The organism is Citrobacter rodentium NBRC 105723 = DSM 16636 (assembly GCF_021278985.1).
GTDB lineage: Bacteria > Pseudomonadota > Gammaproteobacteria > Enterobacterales > Enterobacteriaceae > Citrobacter_A > Citrobacter_A rodentium.
The window spans coordinates 921,461-944,215 of the sequence record NZ_CP082833.1 but is presented as its reverse complement, the minus strand read 5'-3'; the positions used below and the strand labels follow the sequence as shown (position 1 = coordinate 944,215).

At 56.0% G+C, this 22,755-nt stretch carries 17 protein-coding genes and 1 pseudogene; 5 read left to right on the top strand and 13 right to left on the bottom strand.

Annotated features, from left to right (window positions below):
* Position 1: 1 nt before the first annotated feature.
* Entirely contained in the window at positions 2-868 is an 867-nt protein-coding gene (locus tag K7R23_RS04480; protein WP_012908335.1) for a hypothetical protein, read from the bottom strand.
* 28 nt (positions 869-896) lie between these two features.
* Positions 897-1,376 (bottom strand): Hcp family type VI secretion system effector, encoded by a 480-nt coding sequence (locus K7R23_RS04475; RefSeq protein ID WP_012908336.1) that lies wholly within the window; start codon positions 1,374-1,376, stop codon positions 897-899.
* Between the two features lie 384 nt (positions 1,377-1,760).
* On the opposite strand from K7R23_RS04475, the gene malP reads away from it, so the two are divergent.
* Both malP and malQ read left to right on the top strand, forming a co-directional pair.
* Positions 1,761-4,154, top strand: a complete 2,394-nt coding sequence (gene malP / locus K7R23_RS04470; protein WP_012908337.1) for a maltodextrin phosphorylase — start codon at positions 1,761-1,763, stop codon at positions 4,152-4,154.
* Between the two features lie 9 nt (positions 4,155-4,163).
* Positions 4,164-6,251 (top strand): 4-alpha-glucanotransferase, encoded by a 2,088-nt coding sequence (gene malQ / locus K7R23_RS04465; RefSeq protein ID WP_012908338.1) that lies wholly within the window; start codon positions 4,164-4,166, stop codon positions 6,249-6,251.
* A 125-nt stretch (positions 6,252-6,376) separates the two neighbouring features.
* On the opposite strand, the gene gntT is transcribed toward malQ, so the two are convergent.
* The 3 genes from gntT to gntX all read right to left on the bottom strand — a co-directional run bounded on the left by gntT (position 6,377) and on the right by gntX (position 9,399).
* Complete coding sequence (gntT, locus tag K7R23_RS04460; RefSeq protein WP_024133040.1) at positions 6,377-7,693, bottom strand: gluconate transporter; 1,317 nt, start codon at positions 7,691-7,693, stop codon at positions 6,377-6,379.
* A 388-nt stretch (positions 7,694-8,081) separates the two neighbouring features.
* A complete protein-coding gene (gene nfuA / locus K7R23_RS04455; RefSeq protein ID WP_012908340.1) occupies positions 8,082-8,657 on the bottom strand; it encodes a Fe-S biogenesis protein NfuA in 576 nt (191 codons plus the stop codon).
* A gap of 58 nt (positions 8,658-8,715) precedes the next feature.
* Positions 8,716-9,399, bottom strand: a complete 684-nt coding sequence (gene gntX, locus K7R23_RS04450; RefSeq protein ID WP_012908341.1) for a DNA utilization protein GntX — start codon at positions 9,397-9,399, stop codon at positions 8,716-8,718.
* Between the two features lie 37 nt (positions 9,400-9,436).
* Between gntX and bioH the strand changes: the two genes are divergently transcribed.
* Entirely contained in the window at positions 9,437-10,207 is a 771-nt protein-coding gene (gene bioH, locus K7R23_RS04445) for a pimeloyl-ACP methyl ester esterase BioH (RefSeq protein ID WP_012908342.1), read from the top strand.
* Between the two features lie 41 nt (positions 10,208-10,248).
* On the opposite strand, the gene K7R23_RS04440 is transcribed toward bioH, so the two are convergent.
* From K7R23_RS04440 to greB, 6 genes are all read right to left on the bottom strand, one after another.
* Positions 10,249-11,190, bottom strand: a complete 942-nt coding sequence (locus K7R23_RS04440; protein ID WP_012908343.1) for an Rpn family recombination-promoting nuclease/putative transposase — start codon at positions 11,188-11,190, stop codon at positions 10,249-10,251.
* Between the two features lie 190 nt (positions 11,191-11,380).
* On the bottom strand, positions 11,381-11,617 hold the full coding sequence (gene feoC, locus K7R23_RS04435; protein ID WP_012908344.1) for a [Fe-S]-dependent transcriptional repressor FeoC: 237 nt from the start codon (positions 11,615-11,617) through the stop codon (positions 11,381-11,383).
* Between the two features lie 9 nt (positions 11,618-11,626).
* Positions 11,627-13,954 (bottom strand): Fe(2+) transporter permease subunit FeoB, encoded by a 2,328-nt coding sequence (gene feoB / locus K7R23_RS04430; RefSeq protein ID WP_012908345.1) that lies wholly within the window; start codon positions 13,952-13,954, stop codon positions 11,627-11,629.
* Between the two features lie 18 nt (positions 13,955-13,972).
* Positions 13,973-14,200, bottom strand: a complete 228-nt coding sequence (gene feoA / locus K7R23_RS04425) for a ferrous iron transporter A (RefSeq protein WP_012908346.1) — start codon at positions 14,198-14,200, stop codon at positions 13,973-13,975.
* Positions 14,201-14,575: 375 nt separating this feature from the next.
* Entirely contained in the window at positions 14,576-16,894 is a 2,319-nt protein-coding gene (locus K7R23_RS04420) for a Tex family protein (RefSeq protein WP_012908348.1), read from the bottom strand.
* Between the two features lie 86 nt (positions 16,895-16,980).
* Complete coding sequence (gene greB, locus K7R23_RS04415; RefSeq protein ID WP_012908349.1) at positions 16,981-17,454, bottom strand: transcription elongation factor GreB; 474 nt, start codon at positions 17,452-17,454, stop codon at positions 16,981-16,983.
* Positions 17,455-17,680: 226 nt separating this feature from the next.
* Between greB and ompR the strand changes: the two genes are divergently transcribed.
* A complete protein-coding gene (ompR, locus tag K7R23_RS04410; protein ID WP_001157751.1) occupies positions 17,681-18,400 on the top strand; it encodes an osmolarity response regulator transcription factor OmpR in 720 nt (239 codons plus the stop codon).
* Positions 18,397-19,749: a two-component system sensor histidine kinase EnvZ gene (gene envZ / locus K7R23_RS04405; protein WP_012908350.1), complete on the top strand. Its 1,353-nt coding sequence runs from the start codon at positions 18,397-18,399 to the stop codon at positions 19,747-19,749. Before ompR ends, envZ begins: the two co-directional genes overlap by 4 nt.
* Before the next feature lie 125 nt (positions 19,750-19,874).
* Here envZ and pckA read toward each other — a convergent pair.
* Together pckA and hslO are read right to left on the bottom strand one after the other, a co-directional pair.
* A pseudogene (pckA, locus tag K7R23_RS04400) lies at positions 19,875-21,494 on the bottom strand (phosphoenolpyruvate carboxykinase (ATP)).
* 375 nt (positions 21,495-21,869) lie between these two features.
* A complete protein-coding gene (gene hslO, locus K7R23_RS04395; RefSeq protein WP_012908352.1) occupies positions 21,870-22,748 on the bottom strand; it encodes an Hsp33 family molecular chaperone HslO in 879 nt (292 codons plus the stop codon).
* Positions 22,749-22,755 lie beyond the last annotated feature (7 nt).

Here is a 22,755-nt window from a genome sequence, read left to right as displayed (position 1 = left end):
CTTAGAATGAGTAAAAATTGGGGTGATCGAATCCGTAATCATAACTTCTATGATTATATATATAATCGCGCAATTTATTTTTTAACTCTCTTGATAGCCCTGCTTTGTCATCAGTGATATTTAAAGATTTGTTAAGGATTAAACCCATAATAACGATGATAGTCGTGGTGGCTATTACCGGGAAACTAAATATTGCCAGGAGACCTGTAATAGTAACCCCAATCACAACCCCCGACACCACCGCCTTTGCCATATCCATTGTTATATCGACCAGAAAATCAACCAGGTCATAATCAGACTTAAAAATGAGTTCAATCGCTCGCCAGGCCAGCGAGAAATAGATGCAATACCTCACGCCGTTGCTGATGTTGTTGTAAAGCCCTCGTTTGCCAATGGCCATTTCCAGTATTTGGGGATGTTTAGCGCCGTAGCGAGTGCCGTTAAGTATGCGGCGTATACCGGGATATCCGGTAATTTTTATATAGGTTTTACCGCCCACTTTGTACTCAATGGCTTTGATTTTTAAAACATCAAAGTTAAACTTCAGTTCCTTGGCCGGGTTGTACCAGGTGGTGAGTTTAGACAAATTGCGAAAGGCATCCAGCCCATCTTTTATATTGCCTGGCCCTGCCCGGTATGAAAAAAACCGATCGACGCCACCTGTCAAATCATCGATAACCTGCTGCGCTTCCTCAATGGTCAGCAGGAGGATGTGGTGGTGTTGAGTGATAAATGACCCGTCCATTAAAGCCATATCACGCAGCATGGGATTCATTGAATGCCAGCGGATATCTGCTGAATCGCGGAGTGGATTATCACCGCGATGATGTGATAAGAAATCGCTCAATGAAGATTGTCGATAGCGCATGTTATTTCCTTGTCTAAGCTATACGGACTCAGATGCGACGGTCGCTCCATAAACTGAAAGCGCTGGTGCTTGCCATACAGTGTTCCCAACTGATGGATTCATAAATAAAAGAAACCCGTTCTTGAGCTTCATTCCCACTTTCAATAATATTATGTGGGACGATAATATTTATGTGAGAGATATGAGCCTTGTATAATTTAATTTTATAATAAACCTCCAGCTGACCGCCTGGACTGACCCGATAGAGATCGATGATGCAATCAAGCGACTCGTTATCGTTAATGGCTTTATTGAGTAAAGGAGAGGCGCGATCAACAGGCTTAACGATTCGCAACTCATGATGACAAACATTTTGCTGGCGCGTTGTCTCATGATCAAGCCCATAAATCAATATCTGATCCAGATGACGGGTTTGTGATTTATTTCCTATTGAGTTCCGGGAGCCGCATCGTGCAGATATATCCCCTTGTAACTCACCTTTCAGGGTTAACCAGGATAAGTGTGCCATATTATTCCTTATGATTAATATGTGTGAATAATATATTGCGATAATAGAACTTCAGTTTGCGCCCGAATTTTTATTATTTCAACGCGTTTGTTTTTCGCCTGCCGGTGTATTTAAAGGTTAGCGTAATAAATATCTCAATGGATCGACTAAAATTCGCAAAAACATTTCCCGGTGCTTAAGCGGAATAGACGGATTCTGGAAAAACTAAGCGCTTTCTGGCGGACGAATCGGTACGAAAGTAAAGCGTTAGTGCTCTCGATCACACTTTTACCCTCATCCCCGCTACTCCTCCCTGGCTAATGCTGGCCGGGATGAGGAAGGTCAACATTGAGCCAGGCAAACTAGCGATAACGTTGTTTTATTATCAAAGGACCGGGAATTCCTATGTCACAGCCTACCTTCAATCAAGAGCAATTTCAGGCAGCCCTGACACGTCAGTGGCAGCGTTTCGGTTTACTGTCGGCTCACGAGATGACCTCCCGCCAGTGGTGGCAGGCGGTCAGCGGTGCGCTGGCTGAATTACTCAGCGCTCAGCCTGCGGCAAAGCCGGTGAACAATCAGCGCCATGTGAACTACATTTCAATGGAGTTCCTGATTGGTCGTCTGACCGGCAATAACCTGCTGAATCTGGGCTGGTATGAAGGCGTGAGCGAGGCGCTGAAAGCGCATGACGTTAACCTGAGCGATCTGCTGGAAGAAGAGATCGATCCGGCGCTGGGCAACGGCGGTCTGGGACGTCTTGCCGCCTGCTTCCTCGACTCAATGGCAACCGTTGGTCAGTCGGCAACCGGCTATGGTCTGAACTACCAGTATGGCCTGTTTCGCCAGTCCTTTGCCGACGGCAGGCAGATGGAAGCGCCGGATGACTGGGGCCGCGGTAGCTATCCGTGGTTCCGCCATAACGAAGCGCTGGATGTACAGGTCGGTATTGGCGGTAAAGTGACGAAGGAGGGGCGCTGGGAGCCGGGCTTCACCATTACCGGCCAGGCGTGGGATCTGCCGGTGCTGGGCTACCGTAACGGCGTGGCGCAACCGCTGCGTCTGTGGCAGGCCACCCATGCTCACCCGTTCAACCTAACCCGATTTAACGACGGCGATTTTCTGCGCGCCGAGCAGCAGGGCATCGACGCCGATAAGCTGACCAAAGTTCTCTACCCGAACGACAACCATACCGCGGGTAAAAAGCTGCGTTTGATGCAGCAATATTTCCAGTGCGCCTGTTCGGTGGCCGATATTCTGCGTCGCCACCATCTGGCAGGACGTAAGCTGCATGAGCTGGCGGATTACGAAGTCATTCAGCTTAATGACACCCATCCGACCATCGCCATTCCGGAACTGCTGCGCGTGCTGCTCGACGAGCATCAGATGAGCTGGGACGACGCCTGGGCAATTACCAGCAGGACCTTCGCTTACACCAACCACACCCTGATGCCGGAAGCGCTGGAGTGCTGGGATGAGAAGCTGGTGAAAGCGCTGCTGCCGCGCCATATGCAGATCATCAAAGAGATTAACGCGCGCTTTAAGACGCTGGTTGATAAAACCTGGCCGGGCGACAAGCAGGTCTGGGCGAAGCTGGCGGTGGTGCATGACAGACAGGTGCGCATGGCGAATATGTGCGTGGTCAGCGGCTTTGCGGTAAACGGCGTGGCGGCGCTGCACTCCGATCTGGTGGTAAAAGATCTGTTCCCGGAATATCACCAGCTGTGGCCGACTAAATTCCATAACGTCACCAACGGTATCACCCCGCGTCGCTGGATCAAGCAGTGCAACCCACAGCTGGCGGCGCTGTTCGATAAAACGCTGAAAAAAGAGTGGGCTAACGACCTCGACCAGCTGATCAAGCTGGAGAAGTATGCGGACGACGCGAAATTCCGTCAGACCTGGCGCGATATAAAACGGGCCAACAAAGAGCGTCTGGCGGAATTTGTAAAGGCGCGGACCGGCATTGAGATTAATCCGCAGGCGATTTTTGATATCCAGATTAAGCGCCTGCACGAGTACAAGCGTCAGCACCTCAACCTGCTGCATATTCTGGCGCTGTATAAAGAGATCCGCGAAAACCCGCAGGCAGACCGCGTACCGCGCGTATTCCTGTTTGGCGCCAAGGCGGCGCCGGGCTATTACCTGGCGAAAAATATCATCTTCGCTATCAATAAAGTGGCGGACACTATCAACAACGATCCACTGGTCGGCGACAGGCTGAAGGTGATGTTCCTGCCGGACTACTGCGTATCGGCGGCGGAAATGCTAATCCCGGCGGCGGATGTCTCTGAGCAGATCTCCACGGCGGGTAAAGAGGCTTCCGGTACCGGCAATATGAAGCTGGCGCTCAACGGCGCGCTGACGGTTGGCACCCTGGACGGGGCGAACGTCGAAATTGCCGATAAGGTTGGCGACGAAAACATCTTCATTTTTGGCCATACTGTGGAAGAGGTAAAAGCTCTGAAGGCGAAAGGCTACGATCCGGTGAAATGGCGTAAGAAAGATAAGGTGCTGGATGCCGTGCTGAAAGAGCTGGAAAGCGGCAAATACAGCGATGGCGACAAACATGCGTTCGACCCGATGCTGCATAGCATCGGCAAGCAGGGCGGCGACCCGTATCTGGTGATGGCGGATTTCGCCGCCTATGTAGAGGCGCAAAAGCAGGTGGACGTACTGTATCGTGACCCGGAGGGCTGGACTCGCGCGGCGATCCTCAACTCCGCGCGCTGCGGCATGTTCAGCTCCGATCGCTCTATCCGTGATTATCAGGCCCGCATCTGGCAGGCAAAACGCTAAGGGAGCGCGATGGATAGCAAACGTCTGGATAATGCCGCGCTGGCGGCGGGGATCAGCCCCAACTATATCAATGCCCACGGTAAACCGCAGTCCATTAGCGCCGAAACCAGGCGGCGTTTGCTGGACGCGATGCACCGTACCCCCGCCGCCACGAAGGGGACGGCATCCCCGGTGCCGGGCGTTAAGGTGTATACCGCAGGTAAAAAGATGCCGCTTACCGTTGAAGGGAAGGGCGAATTTCACTGGCTGCTGACGACCGAGCAGGGCGAACAGTTCAAAGGCCGTGCGTCCGGCGGCAAAGCGTTTAACCTGCCGGCGAAGCTGCCGCTCGGTTATCACACCCTGACGCTGACCCAGGGAGAACTGCGCAGCCATTGCCGGATCGTCGTCGCGCCGAAGCGCTGCTATGAGCCGCAGGCGCTGCTGGACGGGCAAAAACTGTGGGGCGCGTGCGTGCAGCTCTATACCCTATGTTCCGCAAACAACTGGGGAGTCGGCGATTTTGGCGATCTGAAATCGATGCTGGTGGATATCGGCAGACGCGGCGGGGCGTTTATCGGCTTAAATCCGATTCACGCCCTCTATCCGGCCAATCCGGAAAGTGCCAGCCCCTATAGTCCCTCATCACGCCGCTGGCTGAACGTGATTTATATTGACGTCAATGCGGTTGAAGATTTCCAGCGCAGCGAAGAGGCGCAGGCGTGGTGGCGAATGCCAACCACGCAGCAGACGCTGAAGCAGGCGCGTGAGGCCGACTGGGTTGATTACTCCACGGTTACCGCGCTGAAAATGGCGGCGCTGCGTATGGCGTGGAAACGCTTTGCCGTGCGTGACGATGAGCAGATGGCGGCATTTCGCTATTTCGTGACGCAGGAGGGTGAAAGCCTCTACTGGCAGGCGGCGTTTGACGCGATTCATGCGCATCAGGTGCAGGAAGACGAACTACGCTGGGGCTGGCCGGTGTGGCCGGAAGCGTACCGGTCGGTAGACTCCCCGGCGGTGAAAACTTTCTGCGAGGAATATCGCGACGAGGTGGATTTCTATCTCTGGCTGCAATGGCTGGCGTACACTCAGTTCGCCGCCTGTTGGGAAACCAGCCAGGGCTTTAAGATGCCGGTCGGCCTGTACCGCGATCTGGCGGTGGGCGTCGCGGAAGGCGGCGCGGAGACTTGGTGTGACCGCGAGCTGTACTGCCTGAAAGCCTCCGTCGGCGCGCCGCCGGATATTCTCGGTCCGCTCGGGCAGAACTGGGGCCTGCCGCCAATGGACCCGCATATCATGGCGGCGCGCGCCTACGAGCCGTTTATCGAACTGCTGCGCGCCAATATGCAGAACTGCGGCGCGCTGCGCATCGACCACGTGATGTCGATGCTGCGTCTGTGGTGGATCCCGTATGGTGAAACCGCCGACCAGGGGGCGTATGTTCACTATCCGGTCGACGATCTGCTGTCGATTCTGGCGCTGGAAAGCCAGCGTCATCAGTGCATGGTGATTGGCGAAGATCTGGGCACTGTGCCGGTGGAGATTGTCAGCAAGCTGCGCAACAGCGGCGTTTACTCATACAAGGTTCTCTATTTCGAGAACGATCATGAGAAAAACTACCGCGCGCCGCAGGCGTATCCGGAACAGTCAATGGCCGTCGCGACCACGCATGATCTTCCTACGCTGCGCGGCTATTGGGAGAGCGGCGATCTGACGCTGGGCAAAACGCTGGGGCTGTACCCTGATGAAGAGGTGCTGCGCGGACTGTATCAGGACCGCGAACTGGCGAAGCAGGGGCTACTGGATGCGCTGCATACATATGGCTGTCTGCCGAAACGCGCCGGGCGCAAGGCTTCGCTGATGTCGATGACGCCGGTGCTCAATCGCGCTATGCAGCGTTATATCGCCGACAGCCATAGCGCGCTGCTGGGGCTGCAGCCGGAGGACTGGCTGGATATGGCGGAGCCGGTGAACATTCCGGGCACCAGCTATCAGTATAAAAACTGGCGTCGTAAGCTTTCCGCTTCTCTTGAGGCGATGTTTGCCGATGAGCGGGTGAACAAGCTGATTAAGGATCTCGATAAGCGCAGGCGGGCAGTGGGTAAAAAGCGATAACGCGCAGCTGTTTCTGTAGGCCGGATAAGACGCTGCGCGTCGCCATCTGGCGTAAAATGGTAGCAGTTTCTGTAGGCCGGGTAAGCGTTAGCGCCACCCGGCTTTTTTACCATCAGAGAAGGTTATCAGACCACCATTCCCAGCAGCAGACACCCTATCAGGCCGCAGACCGAGATAATGGTTTCCAGCATTGACCAGGACTTGATGGTTTCGCCGATGGTCAGGTTGAAATACTCTTTGAACAGCCAGAAGCCCGGATCGTTCACATGAGAGAAGATGACGCTACCGGAACCGACGGCAATTACCATCAGCTCCGGGCTTACGCCAGTGGTGGCAATCAGCGGCGCCACGATCCCGCCTGCGGTGATCGCCGCTACGGTAGCCGAGCCCAGCGCGATACGCAGAACGGCAGCGATAGACCACGCCATCAGGATCGGCGAGATATTGGTTTCATGCATCATCGAGGCGATATATTTGTCCACCCCGCTGTCGACCAGCACCTGCTTGAACGCGCCGCCGCCGCCGATGATTAACAGCATCATGGCGATAATTTTGATTGAGGAGGTCAGGGTGTCGTTGATCTGATCCATCGAACGGCCACGGTTCAGACCGAAGGTGAACAGGGCGATCAGCACTGCAATCAGCGTCGCCATGACCGGATCGCCAAAGAACTCAGCCACCGGCAGGAAAGCGTGTCCTTTCGGCAGAATCATTTCCGCGACGGCGCGCATCGCCATCAGCACTACCGGCACCAGCGAGGTCCAGACGCTGACGCCAAAGCCTGGCATCTCTTCTTCGCTGAATGTTTTCGCGCTGTACAAACCCTCCGGGATCGGCTTATCGATACCCTTCAGGAAACGGGCAAATACCGGGCCGGCGAGAATAACGGTTGGGATCGCCAGGATCGTTCCGAACAGCAGGGTTTTACCCATATCGGCCTGGAAGATGGTGGCGATAGCGGTTGGACCGGGGTGCGGCGGCAGGAAGCCGTGGGTAACGGACAGCGCGGCGGCCATTGGTACGCCGACGTACAGCAGAGGAATATTCGCCGCGGCGGCAATGGTAAATACCAGCGGCAGCATCAGCACGAAACCCACTTCGTAGAACAGCGCGAAGCCGACGGTGAAGCCAGTTAACACCACGGCCCACTGAATGTGTTTCTTACCAAATTTGGCAATCAGGGTGGTGGCGATACGCTGCGCGCCGCCGCAGTCCGCCAGCAGTTTGCCGAGCATGGCGCCAAATCCCATGATCAGGGCCAGGCTGCCCAGCGTACCGCCGACACCAGCTTTGATGGAGCCAATAACTTTATCCAGCGGCATTCCTTGCATTAATCCAACAGCAAGCGCCACCAGGACGAGAGCGATGAAACCGTTCATTTTGAAGCGGATCATCAGGAGTAATAACAAGATTACACCGATAGCAACGATGACTAATGGCATGATTTACTTGGCCTTTCATTTTGTTATGGGTAACGTCAGTGTTCAGACGACAATTTCCGGTTGTCCCAACTGGGAACAGAGATGTAACGGCACCGCGACTGCTTTACGTCGAACTATTTAGTTTAGTCAGATGTTATTTGTATGTTTGGTGCCCATATCGATGATACGGGTAACATGTGGCAATTGAGAATCACCCCAGCGGGCAAAATTTAAATTATGCGAGGCAGGTCATATTATTGCGCAGGAAGAGAAGAGACGTTTTACAAGTACAGGCCCGATAAGCGCAAGCGCCATCGGCACTCCGGCGAAAGCGTTTGACGCCCTGAAAACAGATGCCATTCGTAGGCCCGATAAGCGTAAGCGCCATCGGGCAACAGGAGGGAAAAACTTAGTAGTAAGAGTGCTCGCCGCGCTGGTGCTCAGTCAAATCGCGGACGCCCTTCAGCTCCGGGAATTCGTTCAGCAGCTGTTTCTCGATCCCTTCTTTCAGGGTGACATCGACCATTGAACAGCCGTTACAGCCGCCGCCAAACTGCAGAATCGCGTAGCCTTCGTCGGTAATCTCCATCAGGGAAACGCGACCGCCGTGGCCGGCAAGCTGCGGGTTGATCTGCGATTGCAGCATATACTCCACGCGCTCCATCAGTGGCGCATCATCGGCCACTTTACGCATTTTGGCGTTCGGCGCTTTCAGCGTCAGCTGAGAACCCAGCTGATCGGTAACGAAATCGATCTCAGCGTCTTCCAGAAACGGCGCGCTCAGTTCGTCAACATATGCCGTCAGCAGGTCAAATTTCAGGGCGGTGTCGGTTGCTTCCACAGCGTCCGGCGGACAATAAGAAACGCCGCATTCAGCGTTAGGCGTACCGGGATTGATCACAAATACGCGGATTTGTGTCCCTTCTTCCTGATTTGCCAGCAGTTTGGCAAAATGCGCTTGTGCAGCATCGGAAATACGGATCATAGTAATGGCCTAATAGTTGACTATTTTAGTTGGTTATAATACGCCCATCATCGTTGCTCTACAAGGTTCGACACAGGCACCATACCTGGACCGTCGCCGCGCCGTTGCGTAAAAGCAACTGCGCAATCTCCGCGACGGTACTTCCGGTAGTGACGACATCATCCACAATAGCCATATGGAGTCCCCGGACGGGCAATTCAAGGCGAAAAGCGTTTTTCAGGTTGCGTTTGCGCAAGCGGGCGCTGAGATGATGCTGAGTCGCGGTAGGGCGTACGCGCGTTACGCTCTGGCTGTCCCAGGCGCATCTGAGCCAGCGCGCCAGCGGGCGGCACAGCAGATCGCTCTGGTTAAATCCTCTTCGCCAGTGCCGCCGCTGCCAGAGCGGCACGCTGATTAGCCGGTCCGGCAGAAGCAATCCGTTCTGTCGGCGCGCCTGTAAAACGTCCAGCAGCAGCATACGTGCCAGCGCGGGGGCGATCTCCGCGCGACGGGAAAACTTCAGCTGGTGAATAAGCGCGCTCAGCGGCGGCGCGTAATCGCCGATCGCGATCAGCCGCTGCCACGGCGGCGGTTTTTGCAGGCAGCGTCCGCAGGAAAGCGTGGCATGTGTGGAGGGTAATCCGCACTGCGGGCAGAGGGAAACCCGGCGCCGCGCCGCGCGCTGGCAGACGGAGCAGATTCCCCAACGGCTGAGCGCCAGCGGCATTCGGCATAGCCAGCATAATCCCGGTACTGTTAGCATGTATCCATCCTGGTAAGCGAAAAGAGAACTGTAACTGATGAATGACGTCTGGTGGCAGACCCGTGGAGAGGGAAATTGTCATCTTGTGCTGCTGCACGGATGGGGACTGAATGCGGAGGTGTGGCATTGCATCAGCGCGGAATTAAGCGCGCATTTTACGCTGCATCTGGTGGATCTTCCAGGCTTCGGTCGTAGTCAGGGTTTTGGCGCGATGTCGCTTGAGGCGATGGCGGAGCGGGTGCTAAGTCAGGCCCCTGATAAGGCGATCTGGCTGGGCTGGAGCCTTGGCGGGCTGGTGGCCAGTCAGGTAGCGCTGGCCCATCCGGAGCGTGTACAGGCGCTGGTCACCGTCGCCTCATCGCCCTGCTTTAGCGCCCGCGACGACTGGCCGGGGATCAAGCCCGAGGTGCTGGCAGGATTCCAGCAGCAGCTAAGTGAAGATTTTCAGCGTACGGTCGAGCGTTTTCTGGCGCTGCAAACGATGGGAACGGAATCGGCGCGACAGGACGCGCGCGCCCTCAAAAAGACGGTGCTGGCGCTGCCGATGCCGCCGGTGGAGGTGCTTAACGGCGGGCTGGAGATCCTTAAAACGGTCGATCTGCGCGAATCGCTGAAATCGCTACAGTTGCCTTTCCTGCGCCTGTACGGCTATCTCGACGGCCTGGTGCCGCGCAAAATTGTGCCGGTGCTGGATGCGCTATGGCCGCAGAGTGAATCGTATATTTTTGCCAAAGCCGCCCATGCGCCGTTTATTTCCCATCCTGAGGCGTTTTGCGAAGCGCTGCTGGCGCTCAGGCCGTCACGATAATGACGTCTTTGCCCGGCTGTGCAAAGGCGCCTGGCAGGGTATCAGTGGCCTGATAACGTCAGATCGTCGGCTGACAGGCCGGTGATTCTGAGTACGGTATGGCGATCGATTCCATCAGCCAGCATAGTTCGCGCAATACGCTGCGCTTCTTCGCGTCTGCCTAACCGTAAGCCTTTTTTGATGCCCTGCTTCAGCCCATTTTCCATGCCTTTTTCCAGGCCGCGCTGATGGCCTTCCTGACGTAATCTTTCGGCAATCGTCATCATCCTCTCCTTGTGCTGGGGTAAGCGTTCCGCCACCGCATGGATAAATTCGTCAAAGCGATCGGCGTCGCCGGAACGCAAAAGATAATTAAATAGCGCTTTAAGCTGTTTGTCATTAGCGTGTCCTTTAACAAGCAGGGTCGCCAGTTTTTCCACCAGCCCCAGCAGGTCACGGGTGCGGATATGCTTTTGTATCAGCTCCAGCAGCGCCATTCGTCGATGCTGCATGATGTCGTCATCCGGTATGACGGTGATGTCGACAAGGGGAAATGCGCTGGCGTAAAGCTGTCTCGCCAGCTGCGGGTTATCGAATTCCTCGAGCCAGCACAAGGAAAACGGATAGGGACTTTCGGCGCCGTGATAAAACAGCATCGGCACTACCAGCGGTAATTTTTTATGTCCTGCATCCAGATGCTGCTGCATCGCCGCAATGGCGTAGCGCATTAGCCGAAACGCCATATGAGCATCCGGCGTGCTTTGATGTTCAATAACAACGTAGATATAGCCGTCCCCTTCACGGGTTTTCAGCGACCACAATATGTCGGAATAATAAGCCCGCAGCTGTTCTTCGATAAAACTCCCCGACTCCAGCTTCAGTGTTTTCAAATCGCAGAGGCTTTGCAGAGAGGCGGGCAGATGGAGCTTAAGGAAATCCCGCGCGGTCGCGGGATGGCGGAGAAATGTTTTGAAAATTGCGTCATGCGGCGTAGATGTAGCCATGGCGTTCCGTCACCTGAACAGTAAGATGACGGGAGAGTAAACGGCGGTTCTGCCAGCCGCATCCGGTAAATATTACCCTTGCGAGACATGACGGAAGAAAAAAATCGGCTAGTGAAAGGCGTACATTTTTGCCCAACGCAGCACGCAAAAAATACGCCGGGCCGCTATCGCGCCAGTCTCCAGCAGCGAGTCAGCGCAGACGCCACCATTCGCGCAGGCAGGCTTTGCCTTCCGGGCAGCTTTTGCAGCTTCCCGAAAGGCAGCCGTCGGGTTCTTCCTGAATCCGTATGGCTTTGCCCATGCTTTCCAGTTGCTTCAACATAGCGTCGACCATCGGCTGCGGCGTGTGCAGCGTCTGACCGATCTGCGTCGCCTCCATGCGGCCGTGCAGCGCCAGTAAATCACGAACCTGGATCAGTGAAGCCATCGTTACGCCTTAGTGGCAGTCGCCGGTCGTGGTGGTGGTCGCGGCGCAGCAGGCGCTGACGCTTTTACGCGTCGCCAGCAGGTTCACGTCCACCCGGCTACGCGCCCGACGCAGCAGGCCAATCACCACGACGTTAAACACTATCACCGCCAGAATACAAACCAGGCTATAGACAGGATGTTCCGCGTAGCTGGCAGCCTGATAGAACAGCGTCGACAGGGAGTAGGCGATGTTCAGCCCCCACAGGATTGAGAATCCCATCCAGCCGCGGCTCGATTCACGGGCAATCGCCCCCATCACCGAGATACAGGGCACATACAGCAGTACGAAGATCAGATAGCTGTAGGCCGCCGCGGCGCTGCCGAATTTCGCGTCCATGATGCCCATCGCCCCGGTCGCCATTTCGCCGTCGCCCTTGCTGGCTTCAATCGGGTTCGCCAGTACGCTCAGGCTGAAGGTGTCTTTCAGGCTTTGCCAGGTTTCGTCCAGCGCGCCCAGCAGTTCATCGCCGAGGCTGAATTCCGCCGGGTTAAACTCCTCTTCCTGGATGTTTTCCGCGGTGTAGAGCGTGTTGAGCGTCCCGACCACCACTTCTTTCGCCATCGCGCCCGTAAACAGACCTACCGTGGCCTGCCAGTTGTCCTCGTGTACGCCAATCGGCTTGAACACCGGCGTAATCACGCGGCTGATGGAGGCCAGCGCCGAGTCGTTGATGTTGTCGACGATTTTGCCGCCCAGCGAGAAGCTGTTAAACGCGCTCAGGAAGATGCTGACAATGACGATCACTTTACCGGCGCGCAGCACAAACCCTTTCAGGCGCTGCCAGGTCTGGATCACCAGGCTCTTGATATGCGGAATATGATAAACCGGCAGCTCCATCACGAACGGCGAGGCTTCGCCGCGCATAATGGTATGTTTGAGCATCAGGCCGGTGAGTACGGCCATCACAATGCCCAGCACATACAGGGAGAAGACCGCCAGCGCGCCGTTTTGCCCGAAGAAGGCCGCCGCAAACACGGCGAAAATCGCCAGCCGCGCGCCGCAGGACATAAACGGCGCCATCATAATGGTCATCAGGCGTTCACGCGGCGCGTCCAGCGTACGGGCGCCCATCACCGACGGCACGTTACAGCCAAAGCCGACGATCAGCGGAACGAACGATTTGCCCGGCAGCCCCAGCGCCTGCATCAGACGGTCCATAACAAAGGCGGCGCGCGCCATGTAACCGGAGTCTTCAAGAAAAGAGAGGAACAGGTACATCATGCCGATCTGCGGCACCAGCGGCAGAACGGTATTGATCCCGCCGCCAAGTCCCTGGGCAAGGAAGATGGTCAGCCAGTCCGGGAAGTGGAGGGTATAGCCAATCCACTGAATACCGTGAATGAAGATGGCGACGGAGCCTGCGTCAAAAATCGGCGTCAGCGCGCCGCCGATGTTAATGGCCAGCAGGAACATCAGGTACATCACAAACAGGAAAATGGGCAGTCCGAGGAAGCGGTTGAGGATGATTTTATCCATCGCGGCGGTGAAGCGGCTGGGCTCCGCCGTCAGGGTGTTGCTGACTACGTCGCAAATCGCGGCGATGCACTGGTAGCGGGCGTCGGCGATATGCAGCGCCGGGTCGTCCATCTCTTCGCTCAGACGCGCCAGCGAGGCGTTCAGCTGGTGTGCGGCGTCGCCCGCATAGGCGCGGCTGTAAATATCGCCCTCCAGCATCTGCAAACCGAGCCAGCGACGTTGATGCGACGGCAGGGTCTTCGACATGGCGTTGGCGAGATTGTCAGCCTCACGCAGCAGCGGCTGCGCGTAATGGACCAGCTCAACGTTTTCATTTTTACGGTGGCGGTCAATGGCCAGCTTCAGCGATTCGATACCGCGTCCGCGGGTGGAGACCAACGGCACTACCGGACAGCCCAGACGCGCAGACAGCGCGTCAATGTCGATGCGGATCTGCTGCTTCTCGGCAATATCAAGCATGTTAAGCGCGACGATGCAGGGAATACCCAGTTCCAGCAGTTGCAGCGTCAGGTACAGGTTACGTTCGAGGTTGGAGGCGTCCACCACGTTGATTAACAGATCCGCGTCACCGCTCAGAATGTAGTGGCAGGCAATCTGCTCATCGAGAGAGGTTTGCGAGGAAATGGTGGTCAGGGAGTAAGTACCGGGGAGATCGACCAGCGTCACCTGATGGTCGGTGGTGGCGAACTGGCCCTCTTTACGCTCGACCGTGACGCCAGCCCAGTTGCCTACGCGCTGGCGCGCGCCGGTAAGCTGGTTGAATAAGGTTGTCTTACCGGAATTTGGATTACCAATTAAACCAATGGTTAATTTTTTCATTGTTATAGACTCACTGTATTAACAGGAAACCGCTTCCACTTCTAATAAAGCCAGGTCTTTTTTCCGTAATACCAGGCTGACGCGACGGGTTTCAATATGTACCGGATCGCCTAAAGGCGCGACGCGCACGACGTTAAATGAGGAACCAGGCAGCATGCCGAGGGAAAGCAGTTTCTGACGGTATGCAGGACTTATTTCCCGGGCAAAGCCGGTAATTTTCCACGCAGTATCTGGAGTAAATTGCATAAGAGCCTACTTATTTCTCGCTAAATGGTTGTTACCTCATGGGGCTGAGGACGCGGCATGAGACCAGATGATTAGCCAACGAAGGAAAGATTAAATAATCAACAATGCAATGATAATGAGAATGGTTTCTATCATCAACAGAATAAATGTGACGGAATGTTGGTTTAAAGAATAATTTGCGTCAACTTTGATATGGCTCAACATTTAATGCGGGAAGGTGAAATAATTCCATTTATTAATAAATAAACAGACTTAATGTTTAATTAAGGTTTCATCTGTTAATGATGTGAAAAATAACGCGGGGGTGTGAAGGGCGAATAATATAAACATGCCGGATAGCGGCGTGAGCGTCGCTATCCGGCAGAAGAGGCAGCTTTAGCGTTTTTTACCCATTGCCGCCGCCAGCGCATCCATCATCGCGCTGTTGCCTGTCGGCTGGGCGTCGCGACCGCGCGGCTTCGCCGCTTTCGCTGCCGGACGATCCTGATTGCCGCCGCCGCGTCGGGCGCTGGTTTCACCCGGCTGCTCGTCAAGACGCATGGTCAGCGCAATACGCTTGCGTTGCAGATCCACCTCCAGCACTTTCACCTTCACGATATCGCCCGCTTTGACGACGGTGTGCGGATCTTCAACGAACTTGTTCGCCAGGGAAGAGATGTGGACCAGGCCATCCTGATGCACGCCGATATCGACAAAGGCGCCGAAGTTGGTGACGTTGGTGACCGCGCCTTCGAGGATCATCCCCGGCTGTAGATCGTTCATGGTCTCCACGCCGTCGGCAAACTGCGCGGTTTTGAACTCCGGACGCGGGTCGCGGCCCGGTTTTTCCAGCTCTTTGATGATGTCGCTGACGGTCGGAACGCCGAATTTGTCGTCAGTGAAGTCAACGGCTTTCAGATTGCGCAGTTCGCTGCTGTTGCCCATCAGGTCCTTCAGCGCCTGCTGCGTCGCCGCCAGGATGCGCTCCACCACCGGGTACGCTTCCGGGTGCACGGTTGAGGCATCGAGCGGATTATCGCCGTGGTTAATACGCAGGAAGCCTGCGCACTGCTCGAAGGCTTTCGGCCCCAGGCGGCTCACTTTCAGCAGTTGCTGTCGGTTTCTGAACTGGCCGTTCTCATCGCGCCAGGCGACGATATTCTGCGCCATCATCTGGGTCAACCCGGCTACGCGGGTCAGCAGCGGCACGGAGGCGGTGTTGAGATCCACGCCGACGGCGTTCACGCAGTCTTCGACTACCGCGTCCAGCTTACGCGCCAGCTGTGTCTGGCTGACGTCGTGCTGGTACTGGCCGACGCCGATCGATTTCGGGTCGATCTTCACCAGCTCCGCCAGCGGGTCCTGCAGGCGACGGGCGATGGAGACAGCGCCGCGCAGGGAGACATCGAGATCCGGGAACTCCTGCGCCGCCAGTTCGGAGGCGGAGTAGACCGACGCGCCCGCTTCGCTGACGATCACTTTCTGCGCGGTCACTTTCGGGAACTGCTTCTGCACGTCGAGGAAGAAACGTTCGGTTTCGCGCGACGCCGTGCCGTTGCCAATCGCCACCAGCTCAACGTGGTATTTTTCACACAGCGCGGCGACGATGGTAGCGGCTTTCGCCGCCTGGCCGGTGTGCGGATAGATAGTGTCGGTGGCGACCAGCTTGCCGGTGCCGTCAACGACGGCCACTTTGACCCCGGTGCGCAGGCCCGGATCGAGGCCCATCGTAGCGCGCAGGCCCGCCGGCGCGGCCATCAGCAGGTCGTGCAGGTTGCGGGCAAATACATTGATCGCTTCGTCTTCCGCACGTTCACGCACTGTGCCCATCAGCTCGGTTTCGAGATGCATCAGCACCTTAATGCGCCAGGTCCAGCTCACCACGCCTTTGCGCCAGCTGTCCGCCGGGGCGTTGTTCAGGCGCAGGCCGAGGTGATCCATGATGATCTGTTCGCAGTGGCTCTCTTTCGGCGGCTCATCAAACTGCGGATCGGCGTTCAGCGAAAGCTGTAGCACGCCTTCATTACGTCCGCGGAACATCGCCAGCGCGCGGTGCGACGGGACGCTGGCGATTGGTTCGTGATGATCGAAATAGTCGCGGAATTTTGCCCCTTCCTCTTCTTTACCGCTGATCACGGCGGCGACCAGGTGCGCGTTCTTCCACAGGTAGTCGCGCACTTTCGCCAGCAGCGCCGCGTCTTCGGCAAAACGTTCCATCAGAATGTAACGCGCGCCGTCGAGCGCGGCTTTGGTATCGGCAACGCCTTTATCGGCGTCGACAAACTTCTCCGCTTCCGTTTGCGGGTCGTGTGACGGATCGGTCCACAGCAGATCGGCCAGCGGCTCCAGACCGGCTTCAATAGCAATTTGCCCGCGGGTGCGACGTTTCGGTTTATAAGGCAGGTAGAGATCTTCCAGCTCGGTCTTACTTAACGTACCGTTGATGGCGTTAGCCAGTTCATCGGTCAGTTTGCCTTGCTCGGAAATGGACCTGAGAATAGCCTGACGGCGTTCTTCCAGTTCACGCAGATAGCCCAGTCGGGTTTCCAGATTACGCAACTGCGTGTCATCCAGACCGCCGGTGATTTCCTTACGATAACGTGCGATAAACGGCACGGTGTTCCCTTCGTCAAGCAGGCGAACGGCAGCGGCGACCTGATCGGCCCCGGCCTGAATCTCACCGGCGATAATGCGGCAGAAAGAATCATTCATCATCGAGTTAATTTCATCTGAGTAAAAAATCAGGGGTTAGTTATACGGACTGGCACAGCAAAATGCCAGTCGCGGAGGGCGCTCTCGGACTATTTTACGTACTCGATCGCGTTTACGTACCAGCTTGCTTCTCCGGCGGGGGTATTGACCACGGCGAGATCGCCAACCTCTTTTTTCAGCAGGGCGCGCGCCATCGGCGAATCAATGGAAATGTAATCCTTACGACCGAAAATTTCATCGTAGCCGACAATGCGGAAGCGGCGGGTGTCGCCATCGTCATTTTCAATTTCCACCCACGCGCCGAAAAACACTTTGCCTTCCTGCTGCGGGGAATAGTCGACAATTTTTAAATGTTCCATGCATTTGGTCAGGTAGCGAACCCGCCTGTCGATCTCACGCAGGCGCTTTTTATTATACTGATAGTCGGCGTTCTCGCTGCGGTCGCCGAGGCTTGCGGCCCAGGTTACCTTTTTTGTGACCTCCGGGCGCTCTTCGCGCCAGAGATAATTCAGTTCTTGTTTCAGCTTCTCGTACCCTTCCCGGGTGATCAGGGGCGTTTTCATCTTATTGATTACCTTTAAGTCTGTGATGATGCGCACAAATCGTATTACGTCACCCTGCTAACAGAATAAATAATGTGCCGCACGTTTCATTGTATACTTAAGCTGCTGTTAAATATGCTTTGTAACAATTTAGCCTGGAATTCATACCAGAATTCGCTGGTGACGAACGTAAGCTTTTTGAAGAATACACACATTCAATTGTTGCGAACCTTTGGGAGTACAAACAATGCAAGAGAACTATAAAATTCTGGTGGTGGATGACGACATGCGTCTGCGTGCGCTGCTGGAGCGTTATCTGACCGAGCAGGGCTTCCAGGTTCGAAGCGTCGCTAACGCTGAGCAAATGGATCGTCTCCTGACCCGCGAATCTTTTCATCTTATGGTACTGGATCTGATGCTGCCGGGTGAAGATGGCCTGTCGATCTGCCGCCGTCTGCGTAGCCAGAGCAACCCGATGCCGATCATTATGGTGACGGCGAAAGGAGAAGAGGTCGATCGCATTGTCGGGCTGGAAATCGGCGCCGATGACTACATCCCGAAACCGTTTAACCCGCGTGAACTGCTGGCGCGTATTCGCGCGGTGCTGCGTCGTCAGGCTAACGAACTGCCGGGCGCGCCTTCACAGGAAGAGGCGGTGATTGCCTTTGGTAAGTTCAAACTGAACCTCGGCACCCGCGAAATGTTCCGTGAAGACGAGCCGATGCCGCTGACCAGCGGTGAGTTCGCCGTGCTGAAAGCGCTGGTCAGCCATCCGCGCGAACCGCTCTCCCGCGATAAGCTGATGAACCTGGCGCGCGGCCGCGAGTATTCAGCGATGGAACGCTCCATCGACGTCCAGATCTCTCGTCTGCGTCGCATGGTGGAAGAAGATCCGGCGCATCCGCGCTACATTCAGACCGTCTGGGGTCTGGGCTACGTCTTCGTGCCGGACGGTTCTAAAGCATGAGGCGAATGCGCTTCTCGCCACGAAGTTCTTTTGCCCGCACGCTGCTGCTCATCGTCACCCTGCTGTTCGTCAGCCTGGTGACGACCTATCTGGTGGTGCTGAACTTTGCGATCCTGCCGAGTCTCCAGCAGTTTAATAAGGTCCTCGCCTACGAAGTGCGTATGCTGATGACCGATAAGCTGCAGCTGGAGGACGGCACGCAGCTGGTGGTGCCTCCCGCCTTTCGTCGGGAAATTTACCGTGAACTGGGGATTTCCCTCTACTCCAACGAAGCTGCCGAAGAGGCGGGACTGCGTTGGGCGCAACATTATGAATTTCTAAGCCATCAGATGGCGCAGCAGCTGGGCGGCCCGACGGAAGTGCGCGTTGAGGTCAATAAAAGCTCGCCCGTCGTGTGGCTGAAAACCTGGCTGTCGCCAAATATCTGGGTACGCGTGCCGTTAACGGAAATTCATCAGGGCGATTTTTCGCCGCTGTTCCGCTATACGCTGGCGATTATGCTGCTGGCGATCGGCGGGGCGTGGCTGTTTATCCGTATTCAGAACCGACCGCTGGTGGACCTTGAACATGCCGCGTTACAGGTCGGGAAGGGGATCATTCCGCCGCCGCTGCGTGAATATGGCGCCTCTGAAGTGCGCTCGGTGACCCGCGCCTTCAACCATATGGCGGCCGGGGTGAAACAGCTTGCCGATGACCGTACGCTGCTGATGGCGGGCGTCAGCCACGATCTGCGCACGCCGCTGACGCGAATCCGCCTGGCGACGGAGATGATGGGCGAGCAGGATGGTTATCTGGCTGAATCCATCAATAAAGATATTGAAGAGTGCAACGCGATCATAGAGCAGTTCATCGACTACCTGCGCACCGGTCAGGAGATGCCGATGGAGCTGGCGGATCTCAACGCGGTGCTGGGTGAAGTGGTCGCCGCGGAAAGCGGTTATGAACGTGAAATCGAGACGGCGTTGCAGCCGGGCAGTATTCAGCTGAGAATGCACCCGCTGTCCATCAAGCGCGCGGTGGCTAATATGGTGGTTAACGCCGCCCGCTACGGTAACGGCTGGATTAAAGTCAGCAGCGGCACGGAGCCGCATCGCGCCTGGTTCCAGGTGGAAGACGACGGGCCTGGTATCAAACCTGAACAGCGCAAGCACCTGTTCCAGCCGTTTGTGCGCGGCGACAGCGCGCGCAGCACCAGCGGCACCGGGCTGGGGCTGGCGATCGTACAGCGTATCGTCGATAACCATAACGGTATGCTGGAAATCGGCACCAGCGAGCGCGGCGGACTTTCTATCCGCGCCTGGCTGCCGGTTCCCGTGGCGCGCATCCAGGGGACGACAAAAGAAGCGTAAAAAGGGAGGCATTTAGCCTCCCTTTTGTTTATCTTTGCATGCCTGATAGTGCTGCGCTTACCAGGCCTGCGTTCATATCACCGTAGGCCGGATAAGGCATTTATGCCGCTATCCGGCAACATCAGTTACAGCTTCGGACCGGCGCTGACCAGCGCGGCGCCTGCTGGCGTATCGGTGTACTTCTCGAAGTTCTCAATGAACAGTTTCGCCAGCGCGGTGGCTTTTTCCTGCCACTGTTCCGGTGAGGCATAGGTGTTACGCGGGTCGAGAATACGCGTATCCACGCCCGGCAGTTCGGTCGGGATCGCCAGGTCGAACATCGGCAGGCTGAAGGTTTCCGCATCGTCCAGAGAACCGTTCAGGATGGCGTCGATAATGGCGCGGGTATCTTTGATCGAGATACGTTTGCCGGTGCCGTTCCAGCCGGTGTTGACCAGGTACGCCTGCGCGCCTGCGGCCTGCATACGTTTCACCAGCACTTCCGCATACTGCGTCGGGTGCAGTGACAGGAATGCCGCGCCGAAGCAGGCGGAGAAGGTTGGCGTCGGTTCGGTCACGCCGCGTTCGGTACCAGCCAGTTTGGCAGTGAAGCCGGACAGGAAGTGGTACTGTGTCTGGTTCGCTGTCAGGCGGGAAACCGGCGGCAGGACGCCAAAGGCGTCGGCGGTGAGGAAGATCACCTTGGTAGCGTGACCCGCTTTGGAGATCGGCTTAACGATGTTCTCAATATGATAGATCGGGTAAGAAACGCGGGTGTTCTCGGTTTTAGAACCGTCGTCAAAATCGATGGAGCCATCGGCGCGAACGGTGACGTTTTCCAGCAGCGCATCGCGACGGATAGCGTTGTAGATTTCAGGTTCAGCCTCTTTCGACAGCTTGATGGTTTTCGCGTAGCAGCCGCCTTCGAAGTTAAACACGCCGTCGTCGTCCCAGCCGTGCTCGTCATCGCCAATCAGGCGACGTTTCGGGTCGGTGGAGAGGGTGGTTTTGCCGGTGCCGGAAAGGCCGAAGAAGACTGCCACGTCGCCCTTTTCGCCCACGTTGGCGGAGCAGTGCATCGAAGCGATGCCTTTCAGCGGCAGCAGGTAGTTCATCACCGAGAACATACCTTTCTTCATTTCGCCGCCGTACTAGGTGCCGCCAATCAGCTGGATGCGTTCGGTCAGGTTGAAGGCTATGAAGTTTTCGGAGTTCAGCCCCTGCTCTTTCCACTGCGGGTTGGTGCACTTCGCGCCGTTCATCACGATAAAGTCAGGTTCAAAGCCTTCCAGCTCCTCATCGCTTGGACGGATGAACATGTTCTTCACAAAATGCGCCTGCCAGGCCACTTCGGTAATGAAGCGCACGGAAAGGCGGGTGTCGGCGTTAGCACCGCAGAACGCATCCACGATAAACAGACGCTTGCCGGAAAGCTGCTGCGTTACCAGCCCTTTCAGATGCTGCCAGGTTTCCTCGGAAAGCGGTTTGTTGTCGTTCTTGCCTTTTCCTTTGTCGGACCACCAGAGCGTATCGCGCGTGGTGTCGTCACGGACAATGTACTTATCCTTTGGCGAACGTCCGGTGAAAATACCGGTATCAACGGCAACGGCGCCGAGATTCGTCAGTACGCCGCGCTCATAGCCCTGAAGGGAAGGATCGAGTTCTTCCTGATAGAGCGTTTCATAGCTGGGGTTGTAAACGATATCCTGAACGTCGTTGATACCATAAGCCTTGAGATCTTGCGGGGTTAATCGTTTCACGCGCATATCACTGCTCCTTAGCCAATATGTATTACCTGAAATAGTAAGGTTTTTTGAGGGTCGTTAACCGCGACAAGGCTCATAGATTTACTTATCTGGACAAAATCACGATTGACTGAAAACGCTGTGACTCCGGTCACGAGGCGGCGGTTATTATGGCAGGAATGGACTTTTTGTTGTGGAAAATGTTCTGAAAACGTTAAAAGGTAGTGTTGTTCACGGAAAAATTGTGAGTGTAATCGCATTCACGTAAGAAAATTACGTAACCATTACATGTAAAATATCGATTCATCACAAATTAAACCGCGGACAAAAACAGGACGTTTCGCGAAGGGGAAGCGGATGGCGGAGATGCCGCCATCCGGCAATAAAGGCGATCTGTCAGTGCACCTGCGGATCGGCAGGGGAGGCGTTATTACGGATCTCGGCAATGTCCATTGCATTGAACAGATAGTGGCTGCCGCAGTAATCGCAGTGCATATCAATTTCGCCATCTTCCGCCAGAATGCTGTCTACTTCTGCGTCCGGCAGCGTTTTCAACGCGCCAGCGCAACGTTCGCGTGAACAGGTGCATTTGAACTCCACGTCCTGCGGATCGTAGAGGGTGACTTCTTCTTCGTGATACAGACGCCACAGCACGTCGTTCGCCGGGAGGGTGAGCAGCTCTTCGGCTTTGATGGTTTCGGTCAGCGTCGCCAGATGATCGAAATCATCCGCCTGCGCGTTCTGCGCGGGCATCACCTGCAGCAGCATTCCGCCCGCCGCGGCCTTGCCGTCCACCTCGCCGGTGCGAATAAACAGACGGGTCGGCAACTGCTCGGAGCGCAGGAAATAGTCTTCCAGGCAGGCCGCCAGGGTATCGCCTTCCAGACCGACCACGCCCTGATAGCGTTCGCCTTCTTCCGGCGTGATGGTGATCACCAGATAGCCGTTGCCGACCAGGGTTTTCAGGTCGGCGCTTTCCGCCACGTCACCCTGCACGCGCGCGACGCCGCGCATCTGCTGGTTGTTGTTGCCGTTAATCACCGCCAGACTCAGCGGACCATCGCCCTGCAACTGAACGGTAATATCCCCGGCGAACTTGAGGGTGGCGGTCAGCAGGCTGGTGGCGACCAGCAGCTCGGCCAGCACCGTTTTTACCGGCTGCGGATAGCTGTGATTTTCCAGAATCTGTTGCAGAGTTTCCGATACGGTCACCAGTTCGCCGCGCACGGCGAAATTTTCAAACAGATAGCGGTGTAATTGGTCATGTTGCGGCATAGTCATC

What these genes read in the sequence shown, in the direction of transcription:
- feoA (WP_012908346.1), bottom strand. Translation starts at nt 14,200, where the DNA reads ATGCAATTTACTCCAGATACTGCGTGGAAAATTACCGGCTTTGCCCGG.
- feoB (WP_012908345.1), bottom strand. Translation starts at nt 13,954, where the DNA reads ATGAAAAAATTAACCATTGGTTTAATTGGTAATCCAAATTCCGGTAAG.
- K7R23_RS04440 (WP_012908343.1), bottom strand. Translation starts at nt 11,190, where the DNA reads ATGGCTACATCTACGCCGCATGACGCAATTTTCAAAACATTTCTCCGC.
- hslO (WP_012908352.1), bottom strand. Translation starts at nt 22,748, where the DNA reads ATGCCGCAACATGACCAATTACACCGCTATCTGTTTGAAAATTTCGCC.
- feoC (WP_012908344.1), bottom strand. Translation starts at nt 11,617, where the DNA reads ATGGCTTCACTGATCCAGGTTCGTGATTTACTGGCGCTGCACGGCCGC.
- K7R23_RS04480 (WP_012908335.1), bottom strand. Translation starts at nt 868, where the DNA reads ATGCGCTATCGACAATCTTCATTGAGCGATTTCTTATCACATCATCGC.
- K7R23_RS04420 (WP_012908348.1), bottom strand. Translation starts at nt 16,894, where the DNA reads ATGATGAATGATTCTTTCTGCCGCATTATCGCCGGTGAGATTCAGGCC.
- bioH (WP_012908342.1), top strand. Translation starts at nt 9,437, where the DNA reads ATGAATGACGTCTGGTGGCAGACCCGTGGAGAGGGAAATTGTCATCTT.
- gntX (WP_012908341.1), bottom strand. Translation starts at nt 9,399, where the DNA reads ATGCTAACAGTACCGGGATTATGCTGGCTATGCCGAATGCCGCTGGCG.
- envZ (WP_012908350.1), top strand. Translation starts at nt 18,397, where the DNA reads ATGAGGCGAATGCGCTTCTCGCCACGAAGTTCTTTTGCCCGCACGCTG.
- K7R23_RS04475 (WP_012908336.1), bottom strand. Translation starts at nt 1,376, where the DNA reads ATGGCACACTTATCCTGGTTAACCCTGAAAGGTGAGTTACAAGGGGAT.
- ompR (WP_001157751.1), top strand. Translation starts at nt 17,681, where the DNA reads ATGCAAGAGAACTATAAAATTCTGGTGGTGGATGACGACATGCGTCTG.
- gntT (WP_024133040.1), bottom strand. Translation starts at nt 7,693, where the DNA reads ATGCCATTAGTCATCGTTGCTATCGGTGTAATCTTGTTATTACTCCTG.
- greB (WP_012908349.1), bottom strand. Translation starts at nt 17,454, where the DNA reads ATGAAAACGCCCCTGATCACCCGGGAAGGGTACGAGAAGCTGAAACAA.
- malQ (WP_012908338.1), top strand. Translation starts at nt 4,164, where the DNA reads ATGGATAGCAAACGTCTGGATAATGCCGCGCTGGCGGCGGGGATCAGC.
- malP (WP_012908337.1), top strand. Translation starts at nt 1,761, where the DNA reads ATGTCACAGCCTACCTTCAATCAAGAGCAATTTCAGGCAGCCCTGACA.
- nfuA (WP_012908340.1), bottom strand. Translation starts at nt 8,657, where the DNA reads ATGATCCGTATTTCCGATGCTGCACAAGCGCATTTTGCCAAACTGCTG.